Consider the following 22156-nt stretch of genomic DNA (forward strand, 5'->3'; position numbering starts at 1 on the left):
GTTAAGCTGACTTATCTAACCTTCCTGCTAATAAGTTTCCAGTTGATTGAATTAACTGGACTAAAACAACTAAGATAACTACTGTCTGTAACATAATATCTCCTTGAAAACGCTGGTAACCATATCTAACGGCTATATCTCCTAATCCACCACCACCAATTGCTCCTACAATTGCTGAGTAACCGATTAAACTAATAACCGCCAAAGTTAAGCCTAAAATTAATGAAGGTAAAGCTTCTGGGATTAAAACCTTACTAATAATCTCCCAAGGAGTAGCTCCCATAGATTCTGCAGCCTCTATTACTCCTGAATCGACTTCTTTTAAAGCATTTTCCACAATTCGCCCTATAAACGGTATAGCTGCTACTGCTAAAGGTACAATAGCGGCGGTAGTTCCGATAGAAGTTCCTACTACGAGTCTAGTAAAAGGAATAATAGCTACCATTAAAATAATAAATGGAATCGAACGGGCAATATTTATAATTGAACCTAAAACAAAATTAATTTTCTTATTCTCTAAAATATTATCTGGTTCTGTAACAACTACACTAACCCCTAGAGGCATTCCAAAAATACTGGCAATAGTCATAGAAACTATAACCATATATAATGTTTCCTGCAACCCTCCCCACAACAAATCTAAATTACTAGCTAATTGCTCTAACAGACTCATCACTTCTAACCACCTCCACTTGTAAACCTTCTTCATGTAAATAATTAACCGCTTGCTTTATTTGAAAATTATTTCCTGTTAATTCGATTAAGAGAATGCCAAAAGAAGTCTCTTGAATTTTATCAATATTTCCATATAGAATATTAGCATCTATGTCAAATTCTTTAATAATTGTAGAAAAAGTAGGCTCTTTTACTACCTCACCAACAAAAGAAACTTTGATTAGCTTACCTGATTTTGATTCTAACACACTACTTCTTTGATAAAACTCTTCAGGAATATCAGCATTAATTACACTCTGCACAAATCGTTTTGTAGTTTCATGCTTAGGATCAGTGAAGACTTGAATAGTCTCCCCCTCTTCAATAATATAACCTTTTTCTAAAACTGCAACCCTATCACAAATCTGCTTTATAACTTCCATTTCATGAGTGATTAATACAATAGTAATTCCTAACTTTTCATTAATATCTTTTAATAAATCTAAAATAGAATCTGTAGTCTCAGGATCTAATGATGAAGTTGCCTCATCACATAATAATAATTTAGGTTCGTTGGCTAAAGCCCTAGCTACTCCCACTCTCTGTTGTTGACCTCCACTTAACTGTGCAGGATAATTATTAGCTTTATCAGCTAACCCTACTAAATCTAATAATTCATTAACTTTATTTTTAATATCTGACTTACTAACACCTGCTAATTCTAATGGAAAAGCCACATTATCTGCAACTGTCCTACTCTGCAAAAGATTAAAACCTTGAAATATCATACCAATCTTTTTCCTAGCTTGTCGCAATTCTTTAGTATTTAATTTTGTTAAATCTTGACCATTTACAATCACTTGACCTTCTGTAGGTTCTTCTAATAAATTCAAGCATCTAATGAAACTGCTTTTCCCAGCTCCACTAGGACCGATAATTCCAAAAATATCTCCTGACTTAATTTCAAAATTAACATTCTTTAATGCAACTACTTGCCCTTCTTCACTACTATATACTTTACTCAAACCTTTAATCTTAATCATCATTATCACCTTTCTCATTTCACTACTATTTAAAATAATATTCTCTGAATTAAAAAAACCTCTTCTCAAAGAGAAGAGGTTGATTATTCTAACCACTCTTCTCATCTTCCAGCATTTTTGCTGCAGGATTTGGCACCGCTATAGTATTGCGAACTTATACTACCGGTTGCCGGGCTTCATCGGGCCAGTCCCTCCACCTCTCTTGATAAGAGTCTATTATTAAGTTACTAACATAATATCATGGCCTAAAAGTTTTGTCAAGAATCATTTGCAAAATTTGATTATAAATTATTCTTCTTTAAAAAAGATCAGTGCTTAAATATCTTTCACCTGTATCTGGAGCAATAACTACTACCTTCTGCTTACTATCCAATTCATCTGCTACTTTTAAAGCTGCAGCCACAGCTGCTCCAGAAGAAATACCGGCTAAAACCCCTTCCTTTTGGGCTAAACTTCGAGCTGTCTTCTTTGCTTCCTCATCAGTTATCTTCATAGCATCATCTATAAGATTAGTATTTAACACATCTGGAATAAATCCAGCACCAATCCCTTGAATTCCATGAGGACCAGGGTCTTCACCAGCAATAACTGCAGATGTCTTAGGTTCTACTGCATAAACTTTAATATCTTCTAATTCTTCTTTTAATACTTCTCCTACTCCTGTTATTGTTCCTCCAGTACCTACTCCAGCTACAAATGCATCAATATCTCTATCCATAGCTTCCAAAATTTCTTGAGCAGTATTATTACGATGAATTTCAGGATTAGCAGAATTATTAAATTGTTGTGGCATAAAGTATTCATCATGTTCTGCTACTAATTCTTCTGCTTTTCGAATAGCTCCAGGCATTCCTTCAGACCCAGGAGTTAACACCAATTTAGCTCCATAAGCACTAAGTAAGTTTCTGCGTTCTTGACTCATTGACTCAGGCATAGTTAAAATAACATTATATCCTTTTGCATTTCCAGCCAAAGCAAGCCCTATACCTGTATTACCGCTAGTCGGTTCCACAATAGTCCCGCCAGAATTTAATTTGCCAGATGCTTCTGCAGATTCAATCATACTTAAACCTATTCTATCTTTAATACTTCCTCCTGGGTTAAAAGATTCTAATTTTACATAAATATCAGCACTATTTTCCGGTACAATTCTATTCAACTTTACTATCGGAGTATCACCTATTAATTCTGTTATATCTTCTACTTTTTTCATGATTATACCCTCCTAATTTTAATTCCAACTAAGCCACTAGGTTTATGTGTATTCATGATTTTACCAGAACTTAGATTACTTGTCAAGAAACTTTATAAAGAGTCTAAAGGAAGTTGAAATCGTTTAGTTGGAATAACTTCAAAAATGACTCTATAATCTGAACCTAACCTCTTCTTAACCCTCTTCTCTATTAATCTAAAAAAGTACTCATCTGTCCCTTTAGGGGTATAAATAAATAACTCTACTGTCTTACCCTGAACTCCTATTTCTAACAAATTCGTTTCTAATTCATCACCAAAGCTTTCTCTATATACTTTGCGTACAATATCTTCAGGTTGTTCCTTAATCATACGTTGATAAGTCATCCAAGATAGCGGCAAGCTTAAAATAATAGTTACCACTATAATTATTATTAAGCTCTTTTTAATTAATTTTTGGGCTTTAAATTCATACCATATCTGTGGTTTCAACCCTTTAAAATAAAAAATCCCCATGATAGCAAGAATTAAAGCTAAATAATTACCAACTAAAAGTAAAGTAGCACCTCCTACCATGGTCAAATTCCCTAGCGAAATCCCAATTCCCATAGTACACATTACTGGAATTAAAGCTGCTGCAATTACCACCCCAACAATCTGAGCCCTAACTCCTGAAATTAAGGAGTAAGCACCTGCACTACCTGCTGCTAAAGCAACCAAGAGATCAGCTACTGTTGGAAACATTCTGCCTTTTAATGCCGAGTTAATAGCTACATTAGGTACTATACTTCCCATTATAAGTCCGACCACTACTGCTATTAAGAGTACCGTTGATTCCGATATTATTCCTTTAACTATTAATTTAAAATTACCTAATACAATCCCCATAGAAATAGCCACAATCGGTCCAAAGACTGGCGCAATAATCATCGAACCTACAATGACAGGGATATTATTTAAAATCAAACCTAATGAAGCTATTATTGCTGCCATTATTGCTAAAAAAATAAAATGATCATTTACTGTTGAATTGTTTTGAGCATATGTCACTAAAGATTCTCGATTAGCCTTAAAAGAAGACTCTTTTTCTTTTGCTTTATTTCTAGGAATTACTGTATCTGGTGTGAAGATAATCATACTTCTATCCTCATTTTCATCAAAGTTAAATTTTTCAGTAAGATTATCTAAGACTGTATCAGCATTCCCATATAACAAACTTATGATTAGTAAATCACCAGTTTCCGACGAAATTAATTTGTAATCTTCAATATCTATACCTAAATTATTTAATAGTTTGACTGCTTCTTTTCCTTCTTCTGACTGGAAGGTGGCCTGAACTATTTGCATAAAAAAACCTCCCTATATCAAGCTACTAAATCATTCTTTAGTATGGTTAATTAGGGAGAAATTTATCAATCCTACTCAGTTTTATCTAGCCTATCTAAAATCAATTTATAACCTCCTGGGCCATAATTCAAACATCTCTTTACTCTACTTATAGTAGCCGTACTAGCTCCTGTCATGTCAGCAATTTTATCATAAGTAGCACCTTGATTTAACATTTTAGCTACTTCTAATCTCTGTCCTAATGCTTTAATCTCATTAACTGTAAATATATCTTCGAAGAATTTATAAGCCTCTTCTATTGTGTCTAAAGCTAAAATGGCTGTAAATAGCTGATCAGTAAATTCATCCTTTAAATGTGAATTCACATAAATCCCCCCTAAAATATAATTCTTTATCTACATTATAACGGATTTTATAAAAGAATGTCAACACTTTAAAGCATTAAAGTATATAGAAGTAAATTATCGCGCACAATCTTCTACCTCATCTCGAATTAAATCAATAGCATGGGGTAAAGCTGATAAGACAACCTCTAAACATTCATTAACAGCTTTGGGACTACCTGGAAGATTAATAATTAAAGTTTTATCAGCTATTCCAGCTATAGCCCTAGATAACATCGCTCTGTTTGTAACTTTTAAACTTTCCATCCGCATTGCCTCAGCTATACCAGGTACCTCTTTATCAATTAACTCCAATGTAGCATCTGGAGTTACATCCCTAGGTCCAAGTCCTGTGCCACCAGTAGTCAAGAGTAGTTCAACACCTTCTTGAGTCATCATTTCTAACATCTTGCATTTTAATAACTCTTTTTCATCAGGTACAATTTGATAACTAACTACTTTACCATCTATCTCTGCTACCATATCTTGAATCACCTGACCACTTTTATCTTCTCTTTCTCCTTTAGAACCTTTATCACTAGCAGTAATTACTCCTACCTTAATCATTTTGTATCACCTCAATTGAGTCACCAGGCTCTATTTTACCACCTTTAATTACCTTCGCAAAAATTCCTTCTTTAGGCATTACACAGTCCCCAGCCTGATGATAAATAGCACAACGATCATGACACTCCTTACCGTGTTGAGTAATCTCTAAAACTACTCTATCACCTATTCTTATCTGACTACCCAGTTTCAGTGCCAATAAATCTATTCCTTTAGTGGTAATATTCTCTGCAAAATCTCCAGCACTAACATCTAACCCTTTTTCAAGCATCTTGTCTATACTTTCTTGAGCTAAAAGACTAACTTGGCGATGCCAATCTCCAGCATGAGCATCTCCTACTATTCCGTGTTCCTCTTTTAAAATAGCTGAATCTACATTATTTTTCTGTTCACCTTTATTTTCACTAATAGAAATCGCAAAAACTTTTGCCATCATCCTCACTCCTTATTTTTCAATCTCTCTTACAAAGTCACCACTTTGTCCACCAGATTTTTTAAGTAATCGAATCTCTTGGATTTCCATAGCTTTATCTACTGACTTACACATATCATAAATAGTTAAAGCTGCTGTAGAAACTGCCGTTAAAGCCTCCATTTCTACTCCTGTTTGAGAGTTAATTTTAACCTCAGCTATGATTCGAATATAATTATTGTCTTCATTAACCTCAAAATCCAAATCAACTCCAGTTATATTTAAAGGATGACACATAGGAATAATCTCACTGGTTTTTTTAGCATTCATAATCCCAGCAATCTGAGCTACTCCTAACACATCACCCTTTTTAATCTTTGCTTGTTGAATTCTATTAATAGTTGTCGAAGATGTATAGACTTTCCCTTCAGCAACAGCTTTTCTCTCTGTTGATACCTTATTACTTACATCTACCATTCTGGCTCTACCAGATTCATTAAAATGAGTAAACTCTGCTTTTTCTTTACCCATATATTATCCTCCTATCTGTGACATCTGTCTTTGATTAAGATCAAAATCATCATCTGCATTAATTCCTAATCCTTTTTCAGGTTTAGCAAATATAGCATCTCTAATTATATCTTTTAATTCCTTTTGTGTTACCCCATTTCGCAATTCTTTTTTAATATTAAGCTCATTATCAGAATGTAAACAAGGTTTTAAAAAACCATCTGCTGTTAATCTAATTCTATTACATTCACTACAATAATGATCTGAAATCGGACTAATAAATCCAATCTTCCCTTTAGCATTAGGGAATTGATAATACTTAGCTGGACCATTCCCCTTGATTTCACTAGTCGAAATTAAATTATCTAACTTAATTAATCTTTCTTTAATATCAGAAATAGAGATATATTTTTCTTCTGCCCAATTATAACTTTCCCCTAAGGGCATTAATTCTATAAATCTAACTATTAATTGATTATCTAACGTTAATTTAGCAAAATCCTCTATTTCATTATCATTAATTCCTTTAATTGGTACTACATTTAATTTTAATGGAGTTAGACCTACCCTCTGTGCTTCCTCAATACCCAAAAGCACTTGGGATAGTTCTGAACTAGAACGACTTATCTCATTAAATTTCTCATCCTTTAAAGTGTCTAAACTAATATTAACTCTATCTAATCCAGCCTTTACTAAATCTTCAGCATACTTAGCCAATAGAACCCCATTAGTAGTTAAAGACAAATCCTCTATGCCTAATCCCTTAATTTCTCTAATGAAATTTACCAATCCTTTTCTTACTAATGGTTCTCCTCCTGTTAGTCTAACTTTCTTCACTCCCAATTCATTAGCTGACTTAATTATTTTATATAATTCCTCATACCGTAAAATTTCTTTATGGTTCTTTAAGTCTATTCCGCCTTCAGGCATACAATAGAAACAACGTAAATTACAACGATCGGTAACTGATACTCGTAGATAATTTATCTTTCTTTTATATTTATCTTGCATTAGTCAGCACCTACTTCCTATATATAATTTCACCTGTTTTTTCAATATCATAACCAGCTATTACTGTTAGTCTATCTTTAAACTCTGTAGATTTAATTACTTCTAATAATAATTGGAACTTATCTGTTTTAAATTCAAACTCAGTTATTACTAAATCTATATTTGCTCTGCCTAAAGGAATAAAACCTAAACCAAATAAATTAGCTACTCCTTGGCTAACGATTCCTACGTCTACCATTTCTTCTTTAATTAAATTAGCAACACCTAATCCAGTATTCTCTGTTCTTTTGTATCCATCTATAAGTTTATCATTGATATTTATTTTTTGCAATTTATTGTCGAATAATTCCCTCTCTATCGTCTCTTTTGGCCTATTTATAAATAATATATTATCTTGAACTAAATCTTCTAAAGAATTAAACCTTTCGCCATTATTAGTTTTAAAAGCTAATCCTAAGTTAGCTTTTATTAAATTAATAATTATAATTTGTTGTATTTCATTTGTGATTATTTCTCTATTCTTCCCCTCCTTATCACAAATTGATTTAAAAATAGACAGATTAGTTGACTGCTCTTTTAAAGCATCTAGACTGGAACTATTATCTAATTGTTTAAGATGAAGTTCTAACTTATCTTGTGATAATTTAGCCTGATCTTTTAATAGATCAAAAACAATCCCTTTCTCACCAGTCAACAATAAATTTTTCTTATAATCTACTTCTCCTTTTATTTCTACATTTACATTTGTATTCTTCCTCAATCCCTGACTTAAAACCGGTACTCTAATAAATCCATCAGACTTCATAACTGAATTAATCACTCCAGCTCCTCTTGAAAGAGGAACTGCTTTTAATACTTCATTTATTTCCGTTAATTTTACTCTTATAAATTCTTCTTGTCCTAATTTAGAAACTAAATTTTGTGTTAATTCTGCCTCTATTGTCAACGGTTGATTAACAGGAAGACCTAAAAATTTGTTGACTAATGGTTTAACAAATAATAAAGAACCTAAATAAGCAGAAACTGGATATCCTGGAATTCCTACAACTATTTTTTCATCAACTATTCCTGTCATTAACGGCTTACCAGGTTTAATGGCTACCCCATGAAAGAGCAACTCACCTAAATCTTCAATTATACGTGAAGTATAATCTTCACTTCCAGCTGAAGAACCAGCAATAATTAAGACTAAATCATACTTTTGACTTAAATATTTAACCTCTTCTCTAATTAAATTAAAGTCATCCTTTACTTTATCAATTCTAATAGGCTTTCCGCCCCATTTTCTAATTTGATTAGCTATCACTCTAGAATTGTATTCAATAATCTTACCAGACTTTAATTGACTGCCAGGCTCTATTAACTCAGAACCTGTTGGCAAAATAGCTACTTCTGGCTGCTTTTTGACTTCTATTTCAGTTATCCCTGCTCCTAAAAGTCCACCAATCTCAGCTGGATCTATCTGAGTATTAGCTGATAATATTAATTCAGAAGCAATAATATCTTCACCTATATTTCTAACATGCTGCCACGGAGTAGCCGCTTTGGTAATCTCTATAGTAGATGCGTTAATTTGATTTACATCTTCAATCATAATAACTCCATTACATTCCTTTGGAATAGGATCACCAGTATCTACAAAAAAAGCATCTTCCCCAATAATTAATTCCTTAGAGTTTCTATCACTGACTCCAAAGGTAACCTCGACATCAACAGCTACTCCATCCATAGCTGAGGCATAATAATGAGGAGAAGCGTTTTGAGCAAAAACAGCCTTAGCATTAACTCTGCCTAAAGCTTCTTCTACAGGTATCACCTCTGTTATAGTTTCTGACATCTGATAATTATTATCAAAATTATCTAAAACTTTTTCCAAAGCTTCATCTAAAGGAATCTTATCTAAATAAATATTTCTTTTCTGCATATTAGCCTCTCACCTCTTTTGGACAATCACTTAAATAACTCTACTTCTACAACTTCACCTACTGATAATCCTTCACGGGATAAAGGTATTTTCACTAATCCATCCGCTTCTACCATAGTCATTATCAAACTCGATCCACCACGAACTGGAATAGCTAATAAATTACCATCCTTCTCCTTTAATTTAACTCGCAAATAATCTTCTCTTCCTGGAGCTGAACTAAGGTTTTGATTGAATTTGGCCTTAACTTTAATTTTATCATCTATAATCCCCAGACCTTCTTCAATATATGGTGCTACAAATTTCTTAAAGATAACCATAACTGAAACAGGATGTCCTGGTAAACCATAAATTGGAGTATCCTCTAGCATAGTAAAAATCGTAGGTTTCCCAGGTTTAACAGCCACCCCATGAATTAATACTCCATTGCTACCTAATTCATCTAAAACTTCATAAGTTACATCCCTAGTTCCAACTGAACTTCCACCAGAAATAAGTATAAAATCCACTTCATTTCTCAACTTTTCGATAGCCGCTTTAAGACTTTGATAATCATCTTTAATAATTCTGGTTGTAACCGGAACAGCACCAATTTGTTCAATCAATGAACTCAAAGAATAAGTATTAATGTCTCTGGTCTGTCCCAACTTTAGTTTTTCATCTAATCTAATCAATTCATCGCCAGTAGAGATAATCCCCACTTTTAGCTTTTTATATACTTCTACTTGCTTAATACCTAATCCAGCTAAAGCACCTATATCTTGCGAGCGTAATTGATGATTTTTAGGTAATACTCTCTGACCTGCTTCAATATCACTGCCCTTATATATGATATTCTCACCAGGTGAAACAGAACTGTAAATTTTAACCCGATTATCTTTAAGTTCAGTATCTTCTACCATTATCACTGCATTGGCTCCTGAGGGCATCATCCCTCCAGTTGAGATATTAGCAGCCTGTCCACTTTCTATCGTAACAGTTGGCTCCTTCCCCATCTCTACTTTTCCAATTAGCTCTAAAGACTGTGGTTTCTCTTCACTAACACCAAATGTATCTTGACCCTGAAGAGCATAACCATCCATAATCGACTTAGTAAATGCAGGCAAATCTTCGGGAGCCATAACATCTTCAGCAAGTACACGATTCAAACTTTCAGTAACATCTATATTCTCTTTTGCTTTATAAATACCAATCTTCTTTTGAATAATCTTATGTGCTTCTATAGAAGTAATTAAATTAAAAAAATCCATAACAAAACTCCCTTCTATCTAAATAATACTTAATAAAACCTTAAAATTCAAGATAACCAAACTCACCTATCTACATTTAATATATTACTAAAAACAGCCTAATTGACAATCTATTAATTTAATATTCAATTGGTTAATAACTTTCCCTACTTCTTTATTTGTAACCCCTAAATCCTTAGCAATTTTTTGTGCTACTACACATTTTAAAGAATTATTAACCACCTTTTCTTTAACCTTCTCTTCAATTAAATTGATTACTTTTTTTGAAGACAAAATACTCCCCCTCTCAAAAATATACTTCCTCTAGTTATATAATTATTTCACGATTTAACAGTAAATCCCTTGTAATTTATGAAGAAGATAATCAATATAATTTATTCCATATAATATCATTAAGGGGTAACACATAATGTGCTACCCCTTAAATCTATCTATTAACTTCATAAATTAACTATACTTTTAATAAATTTATTCTTAAATATTAAGCTTCACCATTAATTATTTTCTCAACATCATCATAGATATTTCCTGGCATATCCATATGAGAAGTGAAAGCACCATAACCTGCATCCCAGAAGTATAACTCCATTCTCCACATTTGACCAAACTGAGAAACTTTAATAATGTCACCATCTTGATAAACTAAAACTGGAATAGGAAATGCTCCTGCATGATCAATACCTGGAAACTTATTCTTATCTGATTTTGCTCTTGACATAGAATCAATCTCTATAGCTTCTACCTCGGTTCCTGGTTGAGTGATTCCATAAAATCTAGCATTTTCTCCAATATCAATACTACATATTAATCTCCAGTTTAAACCATTGTTCTTGATATTAGCCTCTAACTCCTTACACGCTTTATTAAAGGCTGCTGCTGCGTCACCATCAATTGCTATCTCTTTATTAGCATGTAAACTCTCTTTAAAGTTTCTCCACTTAGTCATTGCTTTAGCCATTCCATCACCATTATATCCATCTAAATCATCACCATCTCTAATAGGACCAATCTTTTCTATAGCTACTTTCCCATTAACTCCTTTAATAATATTAATTAAGTTATCCTTAACTTCAACTGCTTTCTTTACTAAAGCTTCTTTATTTTCAATTTCTGCTGGTTCACCTAAGAAAACTCTTGCTGTAGTCTCAGGATTAACAAGATTAATATTAACTTTTCCTTTAGCTTCGTATACATTTACCTTTAACACTGCTGCTGGCATACTAGAAGCTGGCGCTTGTTTTGCAATTAAATCTGTATATTCGGGAGCATTTATAACATATGTACGTGCTTTTTGTTGGAAACCATCTTTACTTGAAGATTTCATATCCCATTTTCCTACTATTTTATAGCTACTGTTTGTCATAGCTTTTTCAAAGTTAGCAGTAGCAGTTGCTAAGTCATCATTAGTCTCCAATACCTTAACATACATTGCCAAATCTTCAGCAGCTGCTACATTACTAACCAAAGCCACTAAAGTAAACATCATTACTAATAAAATAACCCTTCTATCCAAACTTTTTAACATTAATACTAACCCCCCTAAAGTTTCATATGACTATTTAAGCAATTTGCCTTATACTACTCTTCATTACATAATTAAATATATCCCTCCTTCCTAAATTTAAAATAAATTTAGAAGATTAAGTAGAATAATTGGAGATAATATATTTCCTTCAATTAATTGTGAAAAACATCCTTTTCACAATTAACCCCCTACCCTTCGGAGTGGGCAATTTAATTATACACTATATTCCAGTTACTGTCAAATACATTTTGCTAATATAGTCATTATATGGAAGAAAATTATATGCTCCTATTATAAACAAAAAATCCTTTTTCAAATGAAAAGAGGCCACTTTTTCAGTGGCCTCCGATATCGTGGTGATTTTTTTATATACTTTATTTACATATATATATATCGTGCTAAAAATAATAATGCTAATATATAGATTACTGGGTGAATTTCATCAGATTTACCTGCAATTAATTTAACAATCGGGTAAATAATAATTCCAGCAGCAATTCCTTCAGCGATACTGAAAGCGAAAGGCATCATAATAATTGTCATGAAAGCAGGAAATGCTTCAGTAAAATCATCAAAATCTATATCAGTAATAGCTCCCATCATTAATACTCCAACAATAATTAAAGCAGGAGCAGTAGCTGCAGACGGTACTAACAATACTAATGGAGAAATTATTAATGAAGCTAGAAAAAGAATTGCCACCGTCACAGCAGTTAATCCTGTTCTCCCACCCTCCATTATACCAGCAGTACTTTCAACATAAGTAGTTACTGTACTAGTTCCTAAAATCGAACCAAAAGTAGTTCCTAATGAATCAGCCATTAATGCTTTACCAACTCGAGGTAAATTACCATCTTCATCTAACATGCCTGCCCGAGCGCCAGTTCCTACTAAAGTACCAATAGTATCAAATAAGTCAACAAATGTAAAAGCTAGGATTACATTTAGAATACCGAAATTCTTTAATTCTGGCAGTCCCTTTTTAAAAGCACCAAAAGTTTCTAGATTAATATGTAAATCAAATGGAGAAAAACCTTCTTTAATCTCTACAATTCCCATTGGAATTCCAATTATAGTAGTAATTATAATACCAATTAAAATAGCTCCTTTAATTCTCCTTGCCATTAAAATACCAATAATGGCTAATCCAATCAGAGCTAGAAGTGTATCTGGAGCAGCTAATTTTTCAGTTAAACCAATTAAAGTTGCTTCATTAGAAACAATAATATTAGCATTTTTTAAACCAATTAAGGCTATAAATAACCCAATACCAGCACTAACTGCCTTCTTTAAAGAAATAGGAATAGCATTAACTATAGCAGTTCTAATCCCGGTAATAGTAATTGCAATAAAGAAAATACCAGAAATAAAGACAGCAGCCAGGGCCGCTTGCCAACTTAAACCCATTCCCAATACTACTGTGTAAGCAAAGAAAGCATTTAATCCCATACCTGGTGCTAACGCAAATGGATAATTAGCATATAACCCCATAATCAAAGTAGCAAATGCCGCAGAAATAACTGTAGCAGCCATTACAGCCTCAAAAGGCATTCCGGCATCTTTAAGGATAAGTGGATTCACAATAATAATATAAGCCATAGTCATAAATGTCGTTAATCCTGCTAAAATTTCAGTCTTAACTGTAGTATTATTTTCCTTTAACTTAAAAAATCTTTCTAAAAAACCTCCAGTATCTAGATCTTGTTTTTTACTTTCCATAAAATAATTCTCCTCCTAATTCATTGATCATATTTTTATTATATTGTGATTATACGTATATTATAGCATTATTCCTCTGAAACGTCAATGTATATCCTAATATTTTAAACTTTATCATTGATAATGTTCGTGTTTACTCCCATTCAATGGTTGCTGGAGGTTTAGAAGTTATATCGTAAACCACTCTATTTACTTCCTCAACTTCATTAGTTATTCTAGTTGATATTTCTGCTAATACTTCATGAGGAATTCTTGCCCAGTCAGCCGTCATCGCATCTTTACTCTTGACTGCTCTTAAACCAATAGTATAACTATAGGTTCTTCCATCACCCATAACACCTACACTACGCATTGACGGTAAAACTGCAAAATACTGCCAAATTTCTCGATCCAAATCAGCCTTTTTAATCTCTTCCCGTAAAATTGCATCAGCTTCTTGTAAGACTTCTACTTTCTCTACAGACACTTCTCTTAAAACTCTAATACCTAAACCAGGACCAGGAAAAGGTTGACGCCAAACAATCTCTTCTGGTAACCCTAATTCCTCTCCTACTTCTCTAACTTCATCTTTAAAGATATTATGCAACGGTTCAATTAATTCAAATTCCATATCTTCTGGCAGACCACCTACATTATGATGGCTCTTAATTGTAGCTGAATCATCTGTTCCTCCACTTTCAATCACATCAGAATAAATTGTCCCTTGAACTAAGTATTTAGCATTTCCTAAACGTTGAGCTTCTTCTTCAAACACCTTAATAAATTCATTACCAATTACCTTTCTCTTTTCTTCAGGATCAGCTACTCCAACTAATTTGTTAAAGAATCTATCTTTAGCATCAACATATACTAAGTTCATATCAAATTCTTCACCAAAAGTTTCTTGTACCTCTTGAGCTTCTCCTTTTCTTAATAATCCATGATCAACAAAGATACATGTCAACTGTTCACCAATAGCTTGATCAACTAAAGTAGCAGCTACTGAAGAATCAACCCCTCCAGATAAACCACAGATTACCTCTGCATCCCCTACTTCATTCTTTATCTGTAATATCTGATCTTCTATAAAATTAGTGGTTGTCCAATTGCCAACACAATCACAGACTTGAAATAAAAAGTTTTTAATTATCTCATTACCACGAGGTGTATGTACTACTTCAGGATGAAACTGAACTCCATAAAGGTTACGTTCAAGATTACCAATAGCTGCTACTGGAGAATTATCAGTATGTCCAATCACACTAAATCCTTTTGGCAGTTTAGTTACTCGATCTCCATGACTCATCCAACATTCTATAGCACTTCCTAATCCAGCTAACAATTTCTCCTCTTGATCTATAATTAATTCTGCTTTACCATATTCTCTATGATCAGCAGATTCAACCTGACCTTCTGATAATAAGTGACTCATTAGCTGCATCCCATAACAAATGCCTAAAACAGGAACTCCTAAATCAAATATTTCTTGATCAACATAAGGAGCATCCTCACTATATACACTAGCTGGGCCACCGGAAAGAATAATTCCCTGTGGATCTAATTCCTTAATCTTTTTAATTGAAGTACTATATGGTAATAACTCAGAATAAACATTATGCTCTCTTACCCTTCTAGCAATCAATTGACTATATTGTCCTCCAAAATCTAAAACTATAACTAATTCTTCTTCATTTTTTCTAACCATTTAATTCCCTCCTAGCAATTATTATAATTCGAACTATAGATAAAAATATTCATAAATAAAAAAATCCCAAATTATAATTTGGGATAGTAACTATAATTTGGAAAGATAGAAATATATATAGTTATCATGCTACCCCGTAGTCGGCCAGTTTTCGGCTAGCCGGTAGAAACTATCAAGCCTTATTCTTGAAATTATACGCGATTTTTTGATAATATTATTTAGTTCTATTGGTAGTATAAATTAGATCTTAATCATTGTCAAGTTAATCAAGTCTTTCTGTTAATAAAAACAAAAAGACTCCCCTTGAAAAACTCAAGAGGAGTCTTTAAAAATCTATTAATTATTTGGACGAATGAATTACATCATTCCTGGCATTCCACCGCCCATTCCACCCATACCGCCTGGCATTCCGCCACCAGCAGGAGCTCCACCATCATCATCTTCATCATCACTTGCTACTAAAGTTTCAGTAGTCAATAACATTGCAGCAGCACTAGCAGCATTCTGAATAGCAGAACGAGCTACCTTAGCTGGATCTACAATTCCACTTTCAATCATATTTACAAACTCACCATTATAGGCATCAAAACCAATACCTAAATCTTTAGACTTAGCTTTTTCTACAATTACAGAACCTTCATACCCAGAATTATCAGCAATTAATCTGATTGGAGCTTCCAATGCACGACGAACAATATCTGCACCTGTAGCTTCATCTCCTTCTAAGTCTAAATCTTCTAATGCAGGTAGAATATCAATTAATAATGTTCCACCTCCAGAAACTATTCCTTCTTCAACTGCAGCACGAGTAGCATTTAATGCATCCTCCATGCGTAACTTCTTCTCTTTTAACTCAGTTTCAGTAGCAGCACCAACCTTAATTACTGCAACTCCACCAGCTAATTTAGCTAATCTTTCTTCTAATTTTTCTCTATCAAAATCAGAACTTGTATTTTCAATTTGACGACGAATCTGATCTACACGCTGCTTAATATTAGTCTCATCTCCAGCTCCGTCAACAATAGTAGTATCATCTTTAGTGATAGTTATATTTCTTGCTTGCCCTAACATATCAAGAGTTGTATTTTCTAATTGTAAACCTTTCTCTTCAGTAACTACTGTTCCACCAGTTAACACAGCAATATCTTCTAACATTGATTTGCGACGATCTCCAAATCCTGGTGCTTTAACAGATACACATTCAAAAGTTCCTCGAATCTTATTTACAACTAATGTAGCTAAAGCTTCACCTTCTACATCTTCACCAATAATTAATAATTTTTTGCCTTGCTGTGCTACTTTTTCTAATAAAGGTAGAATATCTTGAATACTACTAATCTTTTGATCAGTTAATAAGATATATGGGTCATCTAAGTTAGCTTTCATTTCTTCAGTGTCAGTTACCATATATGGAGATAAGTATCCTCTATCAAACTGCATACCTTCAACTACTTCTAAGCTAGTACCCATAGTTCTAGACTCTTCAACAGAGATAACTCCGTCTTTGCCTACCTTTTCCATAGCATCCGCAATTAATTCACCTACTTCTTTATCAGCAGCAGAAATAGCAGCTACTTGAGCAATTGATTCTCTATCTTCAATAGATTTACTTACATTTTGAATCTCTTCTACAGCTTTATTTACTGCCTTTTCAATTCCTTTTTTAAGAATCATTGGGTTAGCACCAGCAGCTACATTCTTCATTCCTTCTTTAATAATTGCTTGAGCTAAGACTGTTGCAGTAGTAGTTCCATCTCCAGCAACATCATTAGTCTTAGTTGCAACTTCTTTTACAGTTTGAGCTCCCATATCTTCAAAACGATCTTTAACCTCAATCTCTTTAGCAATAGTTACACCGTCATTAGTAATTAATGGAGCACCAAACCCTTGCTCTAAAACAACATTACGACCTTTTGGTCCTAATGTAACTTTAACAGCATCAGCTAATGCATTCACACCATCTTCTAAAGCTCTTCTTGCCTCTTCACCAAACTTTAGTTTTTTTGCCATTATGTACATAACCTCCTTAATATTTTACTCAACCGATTATATTTTTACCTTGTTTACAATAAACGCACAAGGACATTACTCAATTACAGCTAAAACATCTTTCTCGCTAATTACTAAATATTCTTCACCTTCAAATTCAATCTCTGTTCCGGCATACTTACCATAGATCACTCGATCTCCAGTAGTTACATCTAAGTCTACTCTATCACCATTATCTAACTTCTTACCCTCACCTACAGCAACAATCTCACCTTCCTGCGGCTTTTCTTTGGCACTCTCAGGTAATACAATACCACTCTCAGTAGTTTCTTCTTTTTCTTCCAACGCTTTCATAACTACTCGATCACCTAAAGGTTTAATTCCCATTGCCAAGACCTCCTTTATGTATTTAAAGTTTTTATTATTAGCACTCACTCTTATCGAGTGCTAATCATTCCATTAATAATAATACATAAGTCTCCACCTAAAATCAAGTTGTATTTAAGGTTATTAAAGCTAATTACTGTGTATTATATTAAATTAGCTACTAATTACTTCGATTATCTCACTGAATATCCTTTTTTATCTGGAGGTATATTAAAAACATCTCAGATAAATCATATTATAAAAGTAATTTCCTCTCCTCACTATATAGTTTTTATTGACATTAACTGCAAAATCATATATTATTGTTAGCAAAATTACTAATTTATATTCATAATCATTAAAAAAATTAAATGGAGGTGCACTTTAATGAAGCAAAAAGAAGAAAACAATCGAATTGTCATTACAGTTTTAGGAGAAGATAAAGTGGGAATTGTTGCTAAAATGACTACTGTATTAGCTGATTATGAAGCAAACATAATTGATATTAGCCAAACTCTACTTCAAGATTTATTTTCTATGATTATGTTAGTTGATATCTCTGATATAGATATCTCTCTTGAAGAGCTTCAAGCTAAATTAGAAGCAGCAGGTAAAGAATTAGAACTAGAGGTTATGGCCCAACATGAAGATATTTTCCGATACATGCATCGAGTTTAATTTAGAGTGTTAGTGATAGTTTCTAACTGTCTTTACTGTCACTGACCACTGGCACTGGCAACTGAACAAAAAAAGGAGAGAAAATTATGCTTATTAATCCTAATGAAATCATCGAAACAATTAAAATGATTAAAATGGAGAATTTCGATATTAGAACCGTTACTATGGGAATTAACCTTAGAGATTGTGCTGATAAAGATATTAACAAATTAAATCAAAATATATACAATAAGATAACTACTTATGCGAAAGATTTAGTAGGAACAGTAGAAAAGATGGAAGTTAAGTATGGAGTTCCTATTGTAAATAAAAGAATTTCAGTTACGCCTATTTCTATTGTAGCAGCAGCCTGTGAAGAAAAAGATTATAGTAGTATAGCTAAGACCATGGATAAAGCTGCTAAAGAAGTTGGAGTAGACTTTATTGGCGGTTTCTCTGGATTGGTACATAAGGGCTATACTAAAGGAGAACAGAACTTAATTAAATCGATTCCCAAGGCATTAAGTCAAACAGATAGAGTCTGTTCTTCTATCAATGTAGCTACAACTAATGCTGGGATTAATATGGATGCTGTATTAGAAATGGGAGAAGTAATAAAAGAAACTGCAGAATTGACTAAAGATAATGATGCAATCGGTTGTGCCAAATTGGTCGTCTTCGCTAATGTTCCAGAAGATAATCCTTTCATGGCAGGAGCTTTTCATGGGGTAGGTGAGCCAGAAGCAGTAATTAATGTAGGAGTTAGTGGGCCAGGAGTTGTTAAGAATGCAGTAGATGTCATTCCTGATGTTAATTTCGATAAATTAGCTACAACTATTAAACAAACTGCTTTTAAAATCACTAGAATGGGAGAGTTAATCGGAAATAAAGTTTCGGAAGCTTTGGATATTCCTTTTGGAATTGTTGATCTTTCCTTAGCTCCTACTCCTGCTATCGGTGATAGTATAGCTAATATCTTAGAAAGTATGGGTTTAGAAAGATGTGGTACTCATGGAACTACTGCAGCTTTAGCCCTTTTAAATGATGCCGTTAAAAAAGGTGGGGCTATGGCTTCTTCTCATGTTGGAGGATTAAGTGGAGCATTTATCCCTGTAAGTGAAGACCAAGGCATGATAGAAGCTGCTGAAGTCGGCGCCTTAAGTCTAAGCAAACTAGAAGCCATGACTTCAGTCTGTTCAGTAGGATTAGATATGATTGCTGTCCCAGGTTCCACTACTAAAGAAACCTTAGCAGCAATTATTGCAGACGAAATGGCAATCGGTATGATTAATAAGAAAACAACAGCTGTAAGAATCATTCCTGTTCCAGGTAAGGATGTAGGTGATGACGTAGAATTTGGGGGGTTATTAGGTAGAGCACCTATTATGGATGTTAATCAGTTTAGCTCTAATAAGTTTGTACAACGTGGAGGTAGAATTCCTGCACCTATCCAAGCATTAAACAACTAATAAATTATAACTTAATTAAAGTATCTTAGTCAGCCAATATTGACTGGCTAAGATACTTTAAACTAAAGTTACTAAACAGTTAACTACTTCTTCTAAATTTTCATAATGCTTCCCAACTAAATCATATCCCCAATTATTAAATGGATTTTCAGGGAGTAAAATCAGATCAGCACTTTTAATTTCTGAAACATTTCCATTAAAAGCTACTAAAAAATCATCTACTACTAGTAACCCGGCAGCCATAATGCTTCCGCCAAAATACCTATTCTTAACTGATATAACTTTAATGTCAACTTCAGCTAATATGCCATCTAAAAACTCATCAATCCCTAAATCAACCACATTTTTAGCTAGTTTAGAAGTGAAAATTAGAACTTTATTAGCTGAACTTTTTGTAATTATTTCTTTTACCTTATTTAATCTACTTAAAGAAATATCATAATCTAAAACTATACCTGAACTTTCATTAGCCTGTTTATTTAATTCAGTTTCTTTTATTTCCCCATCCCTCTCATATTTAATCTCTGGAAAGCCAGATTTTAATAATCTATTAAATGCCTCTACTCTCGTCTTTACTTCGGTTTGATTAATACTTAGAATCTGATCACCTTTTCTTAATCCAGCATTAGCAGCCGATGAGTCAGTAATTACTCCTTGCAAGTTAACATTTAAGTCTTGGATCAACGGTGGCTCAACTGTAATAGGCACTTTATACTTTTGATTTAATTGATCAATATAATCAATTAAATCCGTCCATAAATTCAAATCAAACTGTAACTTAGCCGGTGTCAGCTTAGTATATCCAGGTAAAAATATTCTTACTGTTTTAGCTTGATTATCATCCAAAAATTTAATTGCTTCTTCAATATCATCCCAATTGCTAATCATAGGCATAGCCACAATACTACCATGATAAGGTATTTTAAATTTGGCTAAATTACGAACTCCTTCTAAAACTATCTCTCCACTCTTATCAGCCATTAATCTTTTCCTTAAAACTGGATTGGCACTATTTAAAGAAAGATTTAGTTCTATTAAATCTAAATTATCTATTAATTTAATCTTATCTAAATCCAAATAAGAACCATTAGTAGTAATTTGAATTACTGTTTGGGGAAAACGTTTTCGTAAATAAGTTAAAATCTGTATAATATTAGGATTACTAAAAGGCTCTCCTTCTATAATTCTAGTAATAGATTCTCCAATTACTATCTTTTGTTCAGGGTTTAAAAAATCAGATATTCCCTTAATTTGTTCTAAAGTTCGATGACCACAATTAAAGACTTCAATCCCAGCTGGATTATATTGGTGACTACAAAAAAGGCAATTAAAGTTACAAGCCGAGGTAACTGGCAATATATTTCTTTCTTGAGCTGATAAAATAATTAATTGTTCAGATGAATACTCCATCTAGTTCCCTCCCTACCTTCTACTTCAACTTTAAATTAGGTTCAGCATTTAGACTATATTCTGTTCTATCCCCTTGCTGCCAACGGTAATATCCTACACTGGCAATCATAGCAGCATTATCTGTACATAATTTAGGTGGAGGAAAATAGAGATCTACCTTTAAATCATCTAATTTTGTCTTTAGTTCAGCTCTTAATTGATGATTAGAAGCAACGCCTCCGGCTAAAATTACATCCTTAACTCCAGTCTCTTTAACGGCTTTAACTACCTTCGTAACTAGAATATCTACTACTGCTTGTTGGAAACTAGCTGCTAAATTAACTTCATCTATCTCTTCACCACGCTGCTTTTGATTATTAATATAATTTAAAACTGCTGTCTTAAGTCCACTAAAACTAAAATCATAATTACTAGCATTAATCAAAGGTCTAGGTAACTCAATTGCCGTACTATCTCCATCCTTAGCTAACTTATCTATAATTGGACCACCTGGATAACCTAATTCCAAAACCCTAGCTACCTTATCAAAAGCTTCTCCTGCAGCATCATCTCTTGTTCTACCTAGAATTTCATATTCGCCTAAACCTTTAAAATATAATAAATCAGTATGTCCCCCAGATACAGTCAGACATACTAATGGTGGTTTCAAATTTTGATAAGCAATAAAATTAGAATAGATATGACCTTCAATATGATTAATAGCTATTAAAGGAATATGTTGAGAATATGCTATTCCTTTAGCTGCAGCTATCCCTACTAATAACCCCCCTACTAACCCAGGACCATAGGTCACAGCCACTGCAGAAAGATCTTCAAACTCAATATCTGCTTCTATTAAAGCCTCTTCAATAACTGGATTTATTAATTCTATATGTTTTCTAGAAGCTATTTCTGGTACTACACCACCGAATTTTCGATGCCAATCTACTTGCGAAGCAATAATATTCGATAATATCTTTCTACCATCTTTAACTACTGCCACTGATGTCTCATCACATGATGATTCAATTCCTAAAATCAAACCATTCTCCATATTAATCTAACC

The 22156-nt window shown here is 33.2% G+C and carries 21 protein-coding genes and 2 riboswitches; of the genes, 2 read left to right on the forward strand and 19 right to left on the reverse strand.

Annotation, left to right across the window (positions count from 1 at the left end):
* Position 1: 1 nt before the first annotated feature.
* From B5D41_RS02135 to groES, 17 genes are all read right to left on the reverse strand, one after another.
* Complete coding sequence (locus B5D41_RS02135) at positions 2-673, reverse strand: methionine ABC transporter permease (protein ID WP_078808964.1); 672 nt, start codon at positions 671-673, stop codon at positions 2-4.
* Entirely contained in the window at positions 648-1697 is a 1050-nt protein-coding gene (locus B5D41_RS02140; RefSeq protein WP_078809013.1) for a methionine ABC transporter ATP-binding protein, read from the reverse strand. Before B5D41_RS02140 ends, B5D41_RS02135 begins: the two co-directional genes overlap by 26 nt.
* Before the next feature lie 98 nt (positions 1698-1795).
* A riboswitch (SAM riboswitch) is annotated at positions 1796-1909 on the reverse strand.
* Between the two features lie 86 nt (positions 1910-1995).
* The gene (gene cysK, locus B5D41_RS02145) at positions 1996-2910 is read right to left on the reverse strand and encodes a cysteine synthase A (RefSeq protein ID WP_078808965.1); all 915 of its coding nucleotides are present in this window, start codon (positions 2908-2910) and stop codon (positions 1996-1998) included.
* Between the two features lie 92 nt (positions 2911-3002).
* Complete coding sequence (locus B5D41_RS02150; RefSeq protein WP_078808966.1) at positions 3003-4235, reverse strand: TIGR00341 family protein; 1233 nt, start codon at positions 4233-4235, stop codon at positions 3003-3005.
* A gap of 71 nt (positions 4236-4306) precedes the next feature.
* The gene (locus tag B5D41_RS02155; protein ID WP_078808967.1) at positions 4307-4600 is read right to left on the reverse strand and encodes a YerC/YecD family TrpR-related protein; all 294 of its coding nucleotides are present in this window, start codon (positions 4598-4600) and stop codon (positions 4307-4309) included.
* Positions 4601-4696: 96 nt separating this feature from the next.
* Positions 4697-5185: a MogA/MoaB family molybdenum cofactor biosynthesis protein gene (locus B5D41_RS02160; protein WP_078808968.1), complete on the reverse strand. Its 489-nt coding sequence runs from the start codon at positions 5183-5185 to the stop codon at positions 4697-4699.
* Complete coding sequence (locus B5D41_RS02165; protein ID WP_078808969.1) at positions 5178-5621, reverse strand: MOSC domain-containing protein; 444 nt, start codon at positions 5619-5621, stop codon at positions 5178-5180. Before B5D41_RS02165 ends, B5D41_RS02160 begins: the two co-directional genes overlap by 8 nt.
* A gap of 9 nt (positions 5622-5630) precedes the next feature.
* Positions 5631-6128, reverse strand: a complete 498-nt coding sequence (gene moaC, locus B5D41_RS02170) for a cyclic pyranopterin monophosphate synthase MoaC (protein ID WP_078808970.1) — start codon at positions 6126-6128, stop codon at positions 5631-5633.
* A 3-nt stretch (positions 6129-6131) separates the two neighbouring features.
* A complete protein-coding gene (gene moaA, locus B5D41_RS02175; RefSeq protein ID WP_078808971.1) occupies positions 6132-7118 on the reverse strand; it encodes a GTP 3',8-cyclase MoaA in 987 nt (328 codons plus the stop codon).
* Between the two features lie 10 nt (positions 7119-7128).
* The gene (locus B5D41_RS02180) at positions 7129-9042 is read right to left on the reverse strand and encodes a molybdopterin biosynthesis protein (protein WP_078808972.1); all 1914 of its coding nucleotides are present in this window, start codon (positions 9040-9042) and stop codon (positions 7129-7131) included.
* A 26-nt stretch (positions 9043-9068) separates the two neighbouring features.
* Positions 9069-10292 carry a molybdopterin molybdotransferase MoeA gene (locus tag B5D41_RS02185; RefSeq protein WP_078808973.1) on the reverse strand — a complete coding sequence of 408 codons (1224 nt, stop codon included), beginning with the start codon at positions 10290-10292 and terminating at the stop codon, positions 9069-9071.
* An 87-nt stretch (positions 10293-10379) separates the two neighbouring features.
* Entirely contained in the window at positions 10380-10565 is a 186-nt protein-coding gene (locus B5D41_RS02190; RefSeq protein WP_078808974.1) for a hypothetical protein, read from the reverse strand.
* 208 nt (positions 10566-10773) lie between these two features.
* On the reverse strand, positions 10774-11817 hold the full coding sequence (locus tag B5D41_RS02195; protein WP_078808975.1) for a hypothetical protein: 1044 nt from the start codon (positions 11815-11817) through the stop codon (positions 10774-10776).
* 378 nt (positions 11818-12195) lie between these two features.
* Complete coding sequence (locus B5D41_RS02200) at positions 12196-13536, reverse strand: NCS2 family permease (RefSeq protein WP_078808976.1); 1341 nt, start codon at positions 13534-13536, stop codon at positions 12196-12198.
* A gap of 133 nt (positions 13537-13669) precedes the next feature.
* On the reverse strand, positions 13670-15220 hold the full coding sequence (gene guaA, locus B5D41_RS02205; RefSeq protein ID WP_078808977.1) for a glutamine-hydrolyzing GMP synthase: 1551 nt from the start codon (positions 15218-15220) through the stop codon (positions 13670-13672).
* Positions 15221-15337: 117 nt separating this feature from the next.
* Positions 15338-15439: riboswitch (purine riboswitch) on the reverse strand.
* Between the two features lie 138 nt (positions 15440-15577).
* Positions 15578-17230: a chaperonin GroEL gene (gene groL / locus B5D41_RS02210; RefSeq protein ID WP_078808978.1), complete on the reverse strand. Its 1653-nt coding sequence runs from the start codon at positions 17228-17230 to the stop codon at positions 15578-15580.
* Between the two features lie 75 nt (positions 17231-17305).
* Positions 17306-17596, reverse strand: coding sequence for a co-chaperone GroES (gene groES, locus B5D41_RS02215; RefSeq protein ID WP_078808979.1), 291 nt, complete (start codon positions 17594-17596; stop codon positions 17306-17308).
* Between the two features lie 366 nt (positions 17597-17962).
* On the opposite strand from groES, the gene B5D41_RS02220 reads away from it, so the two are divergent.
* Together B5D41_RS02220 and B5D41_RS02225 are read left to right on the forward strand one after the other, a co-directional pair.
* Positions 17963-18253, forward strand: coding sequence for an ACT domain-containing protein (locus B5D41_RS02220; protein ID WP_078808980.1), 291 nt, complete (start codon positions 17963-17965; stop codon positions 18251-18253).
* An 86-nt stretch (positions 18254-18339) separates the two neighbouring features.
* Positions 18340-19701 (forward strand): PFL family protein, encoded by a 1362-nt coding sequence (locus B5D41_RS02225; protein ID WP_078808981.1) that lies wholly within the window; start codon positions 18340-18342, stop codon positions 19699-19701.
* A 57-nt stretch (positions 19702-19758) separates the two neighbouring features.
* Here B5D41_RS02225 and B5D41_RS02230 read toward each other — a convergent pair whose 3' ends face one another.
* Together B5D41_RS02230 and tsaD are read right to left on the reverse strand one after the other, a co-directional pair.
* Complete coding sequence (locus tag B5D41_RS02230; protein ID WP_078808982.1) at positions 19759-21111, reverse strand: DUF512 domain-containing protein; 1353 nt, start codon at positions 21109-21111, stop codon at positions 19759-19761.
* A gap of 19 nt (positions 21112-21130) precedes the next feature.
* Complete coding sequence (gene tsaD / locus B5D41_RS02235) at positions 21131-22144, reverse strand: tRNA (adenosine(37)-N6)-threonylcarbamoyltransferase complex transferase subunit TsaD (RefSeq protein ID WP_078808983.1); 1014 nt, start codon at positions 22142-22144, stop codon at positions 21131-21133.
* Positions 22145-22156 lie beyond the last annotated feature (12 nt).

It is taken from the genome of Selenihalanaerobacter shriftii, from assembly GCF_900167185.1.
GTDB classification, from domain to species: domain Bacteria; phylum Bacillota; class Halanaerobiia; order Halobacteroidales; family Acetohalobiaceae; genus Selenihalanaerobacter; species Selenihalanaerobacter shriftii.

Excerpts from the sequence above, each read along its gene's own strand:
- B5D41_RS02135 (WP_078808964.1), bottom strand. The coding sequence starts at position 673 with ATGAGTCTGTTAGAGCAATTAGCTAGTAATTTAGATTTGTTGTGGGGA.
- B5D41_RS02195 (WP_078808975.1), bottom strand. The coding sequence starts at position 11,817 with ATGTTAAAAAGTTTGGATAGAAGGGTTATTTTATTAGTAATGATGTTT.
- B5D41_RS02160 (WP_078808968.1), bottom strand. The coding sequence starts at position 5,185 with ATGATTAAGGTAGGAGTAATTACTGCTAGTGATAAAGGTTCTAAAGGA.
- B5D41_RS02185 (WP_078808973.1), bottom strand. The coding sequence starts at position 10,292 with ATGGATTTTTTTAATTTAATTACTTCTATAGAAGCACATAAGATTATT.
- B5D41_RS02150 (WP_078808966.1), bottom strand. The coding sequence starts at position 4,235 with ATGCAAATAGTTCAGGCCACCTTCCAGTCAGAAGAAGGAAAAGAAGCA.
- B5D41_RS02180 (WP_078808972.1), bottom strand. The coding sequence starts at position 9,042 with ATGCAGAAAAGAAATATTTATTTAGATAAGATTCCTTTAGATGAAGCT.
- groL (WP_078808978.1), bottom strand. The coding sequence starts at position 17,230 with ATGGCAAAAAAACTAAAGTTTGGTGAAGAGGCAAGAAGAGCTTTAGAA.
- B5D41_RS02200 (WP_078808976.1), bottom strand. The coding sequence starts at position 13,536 with ATGGAAAGTAAAAAACAAGATCTAGATACTGGAGGTTTTTTAGAAAGA.
- moaC (WP_078808970.1), bottom strand. The coding sequence starts at position 6,128 with ATGGGTAAAGAAAAAGCAGAGTTTACTCATTTTAATGAATCTGGTAGA.
- B5D41_RS02230 (WP_078808982.1), bottom strand. The coding sequence starts at position 21,111 with ATGGAGTATTCATCTGAACAATTAATTATTTTATCAGCTCAAGAAAGA.
- B5D41_RS02140 (WP_078809013.1), bottom strand. The coding sequence starts at position 1,697 with ATGATTAAGATTAAAGGTTTGAGTAAAGTATATAGTAGTGAAGAAGGG.
- tsaD (WP_078808983.1), bottom strand. The coding sequence starts at position 22,144 with ATGGAGAATGGTTTGATTTTAGGAATTGAATCATCATGTGATGAGACA.
- groES (WP_078808979.1), bottom strand. The coding sequence starts at position 17,596 with ATGGGAATTAAACCTTTAGGTGATCGAGTAGTTATGAAAGCGTTGGAA.
- B5D41_RS02220 (WP_078808980.1), top strand. The coding sequence starts at position 17,963 with ATGAAGCAAAAAGAAGAAAACAATCGAATTGTCATTACAGTTTTAGGA.
- B5D41_RS02225 (WP_078808981.1), top strand. The coding sequence starts at position 18,340 with ATGCTTATTAATCCTAATGAAATCATCGAAACAATTAAAATGATTAAA.
- cysK (WP_078808965.1), bottom strand. The coding sequence starts at position 2,910 with ATGAAAAAAGTAGAAGATATAACAGAATTAATAGGTGATACTCCGATA.
- moaA (WP_078808971.1), bottom strand. The coding sequence starts at position 7,118 with ATGCAAGATAAATATAAAAGAAAGATAAATTATCTACGAGTATCAGTT.
- B5D41_RS02165 (WP_078808969.1), bottom strand. The coding sequence starts at position 5,621 with ATGATGGCAAAAGTTTTTGCGATTTCTATTAGTGAAAATAAAGGTGAA.
- guaA (WP_078808977.1), bottom strand. The coding sequence starts at position 15,220 with ATGGTTAGAAAAAATGAAGAAGAATTAGTTATAGTTTTAGATTTTGGA.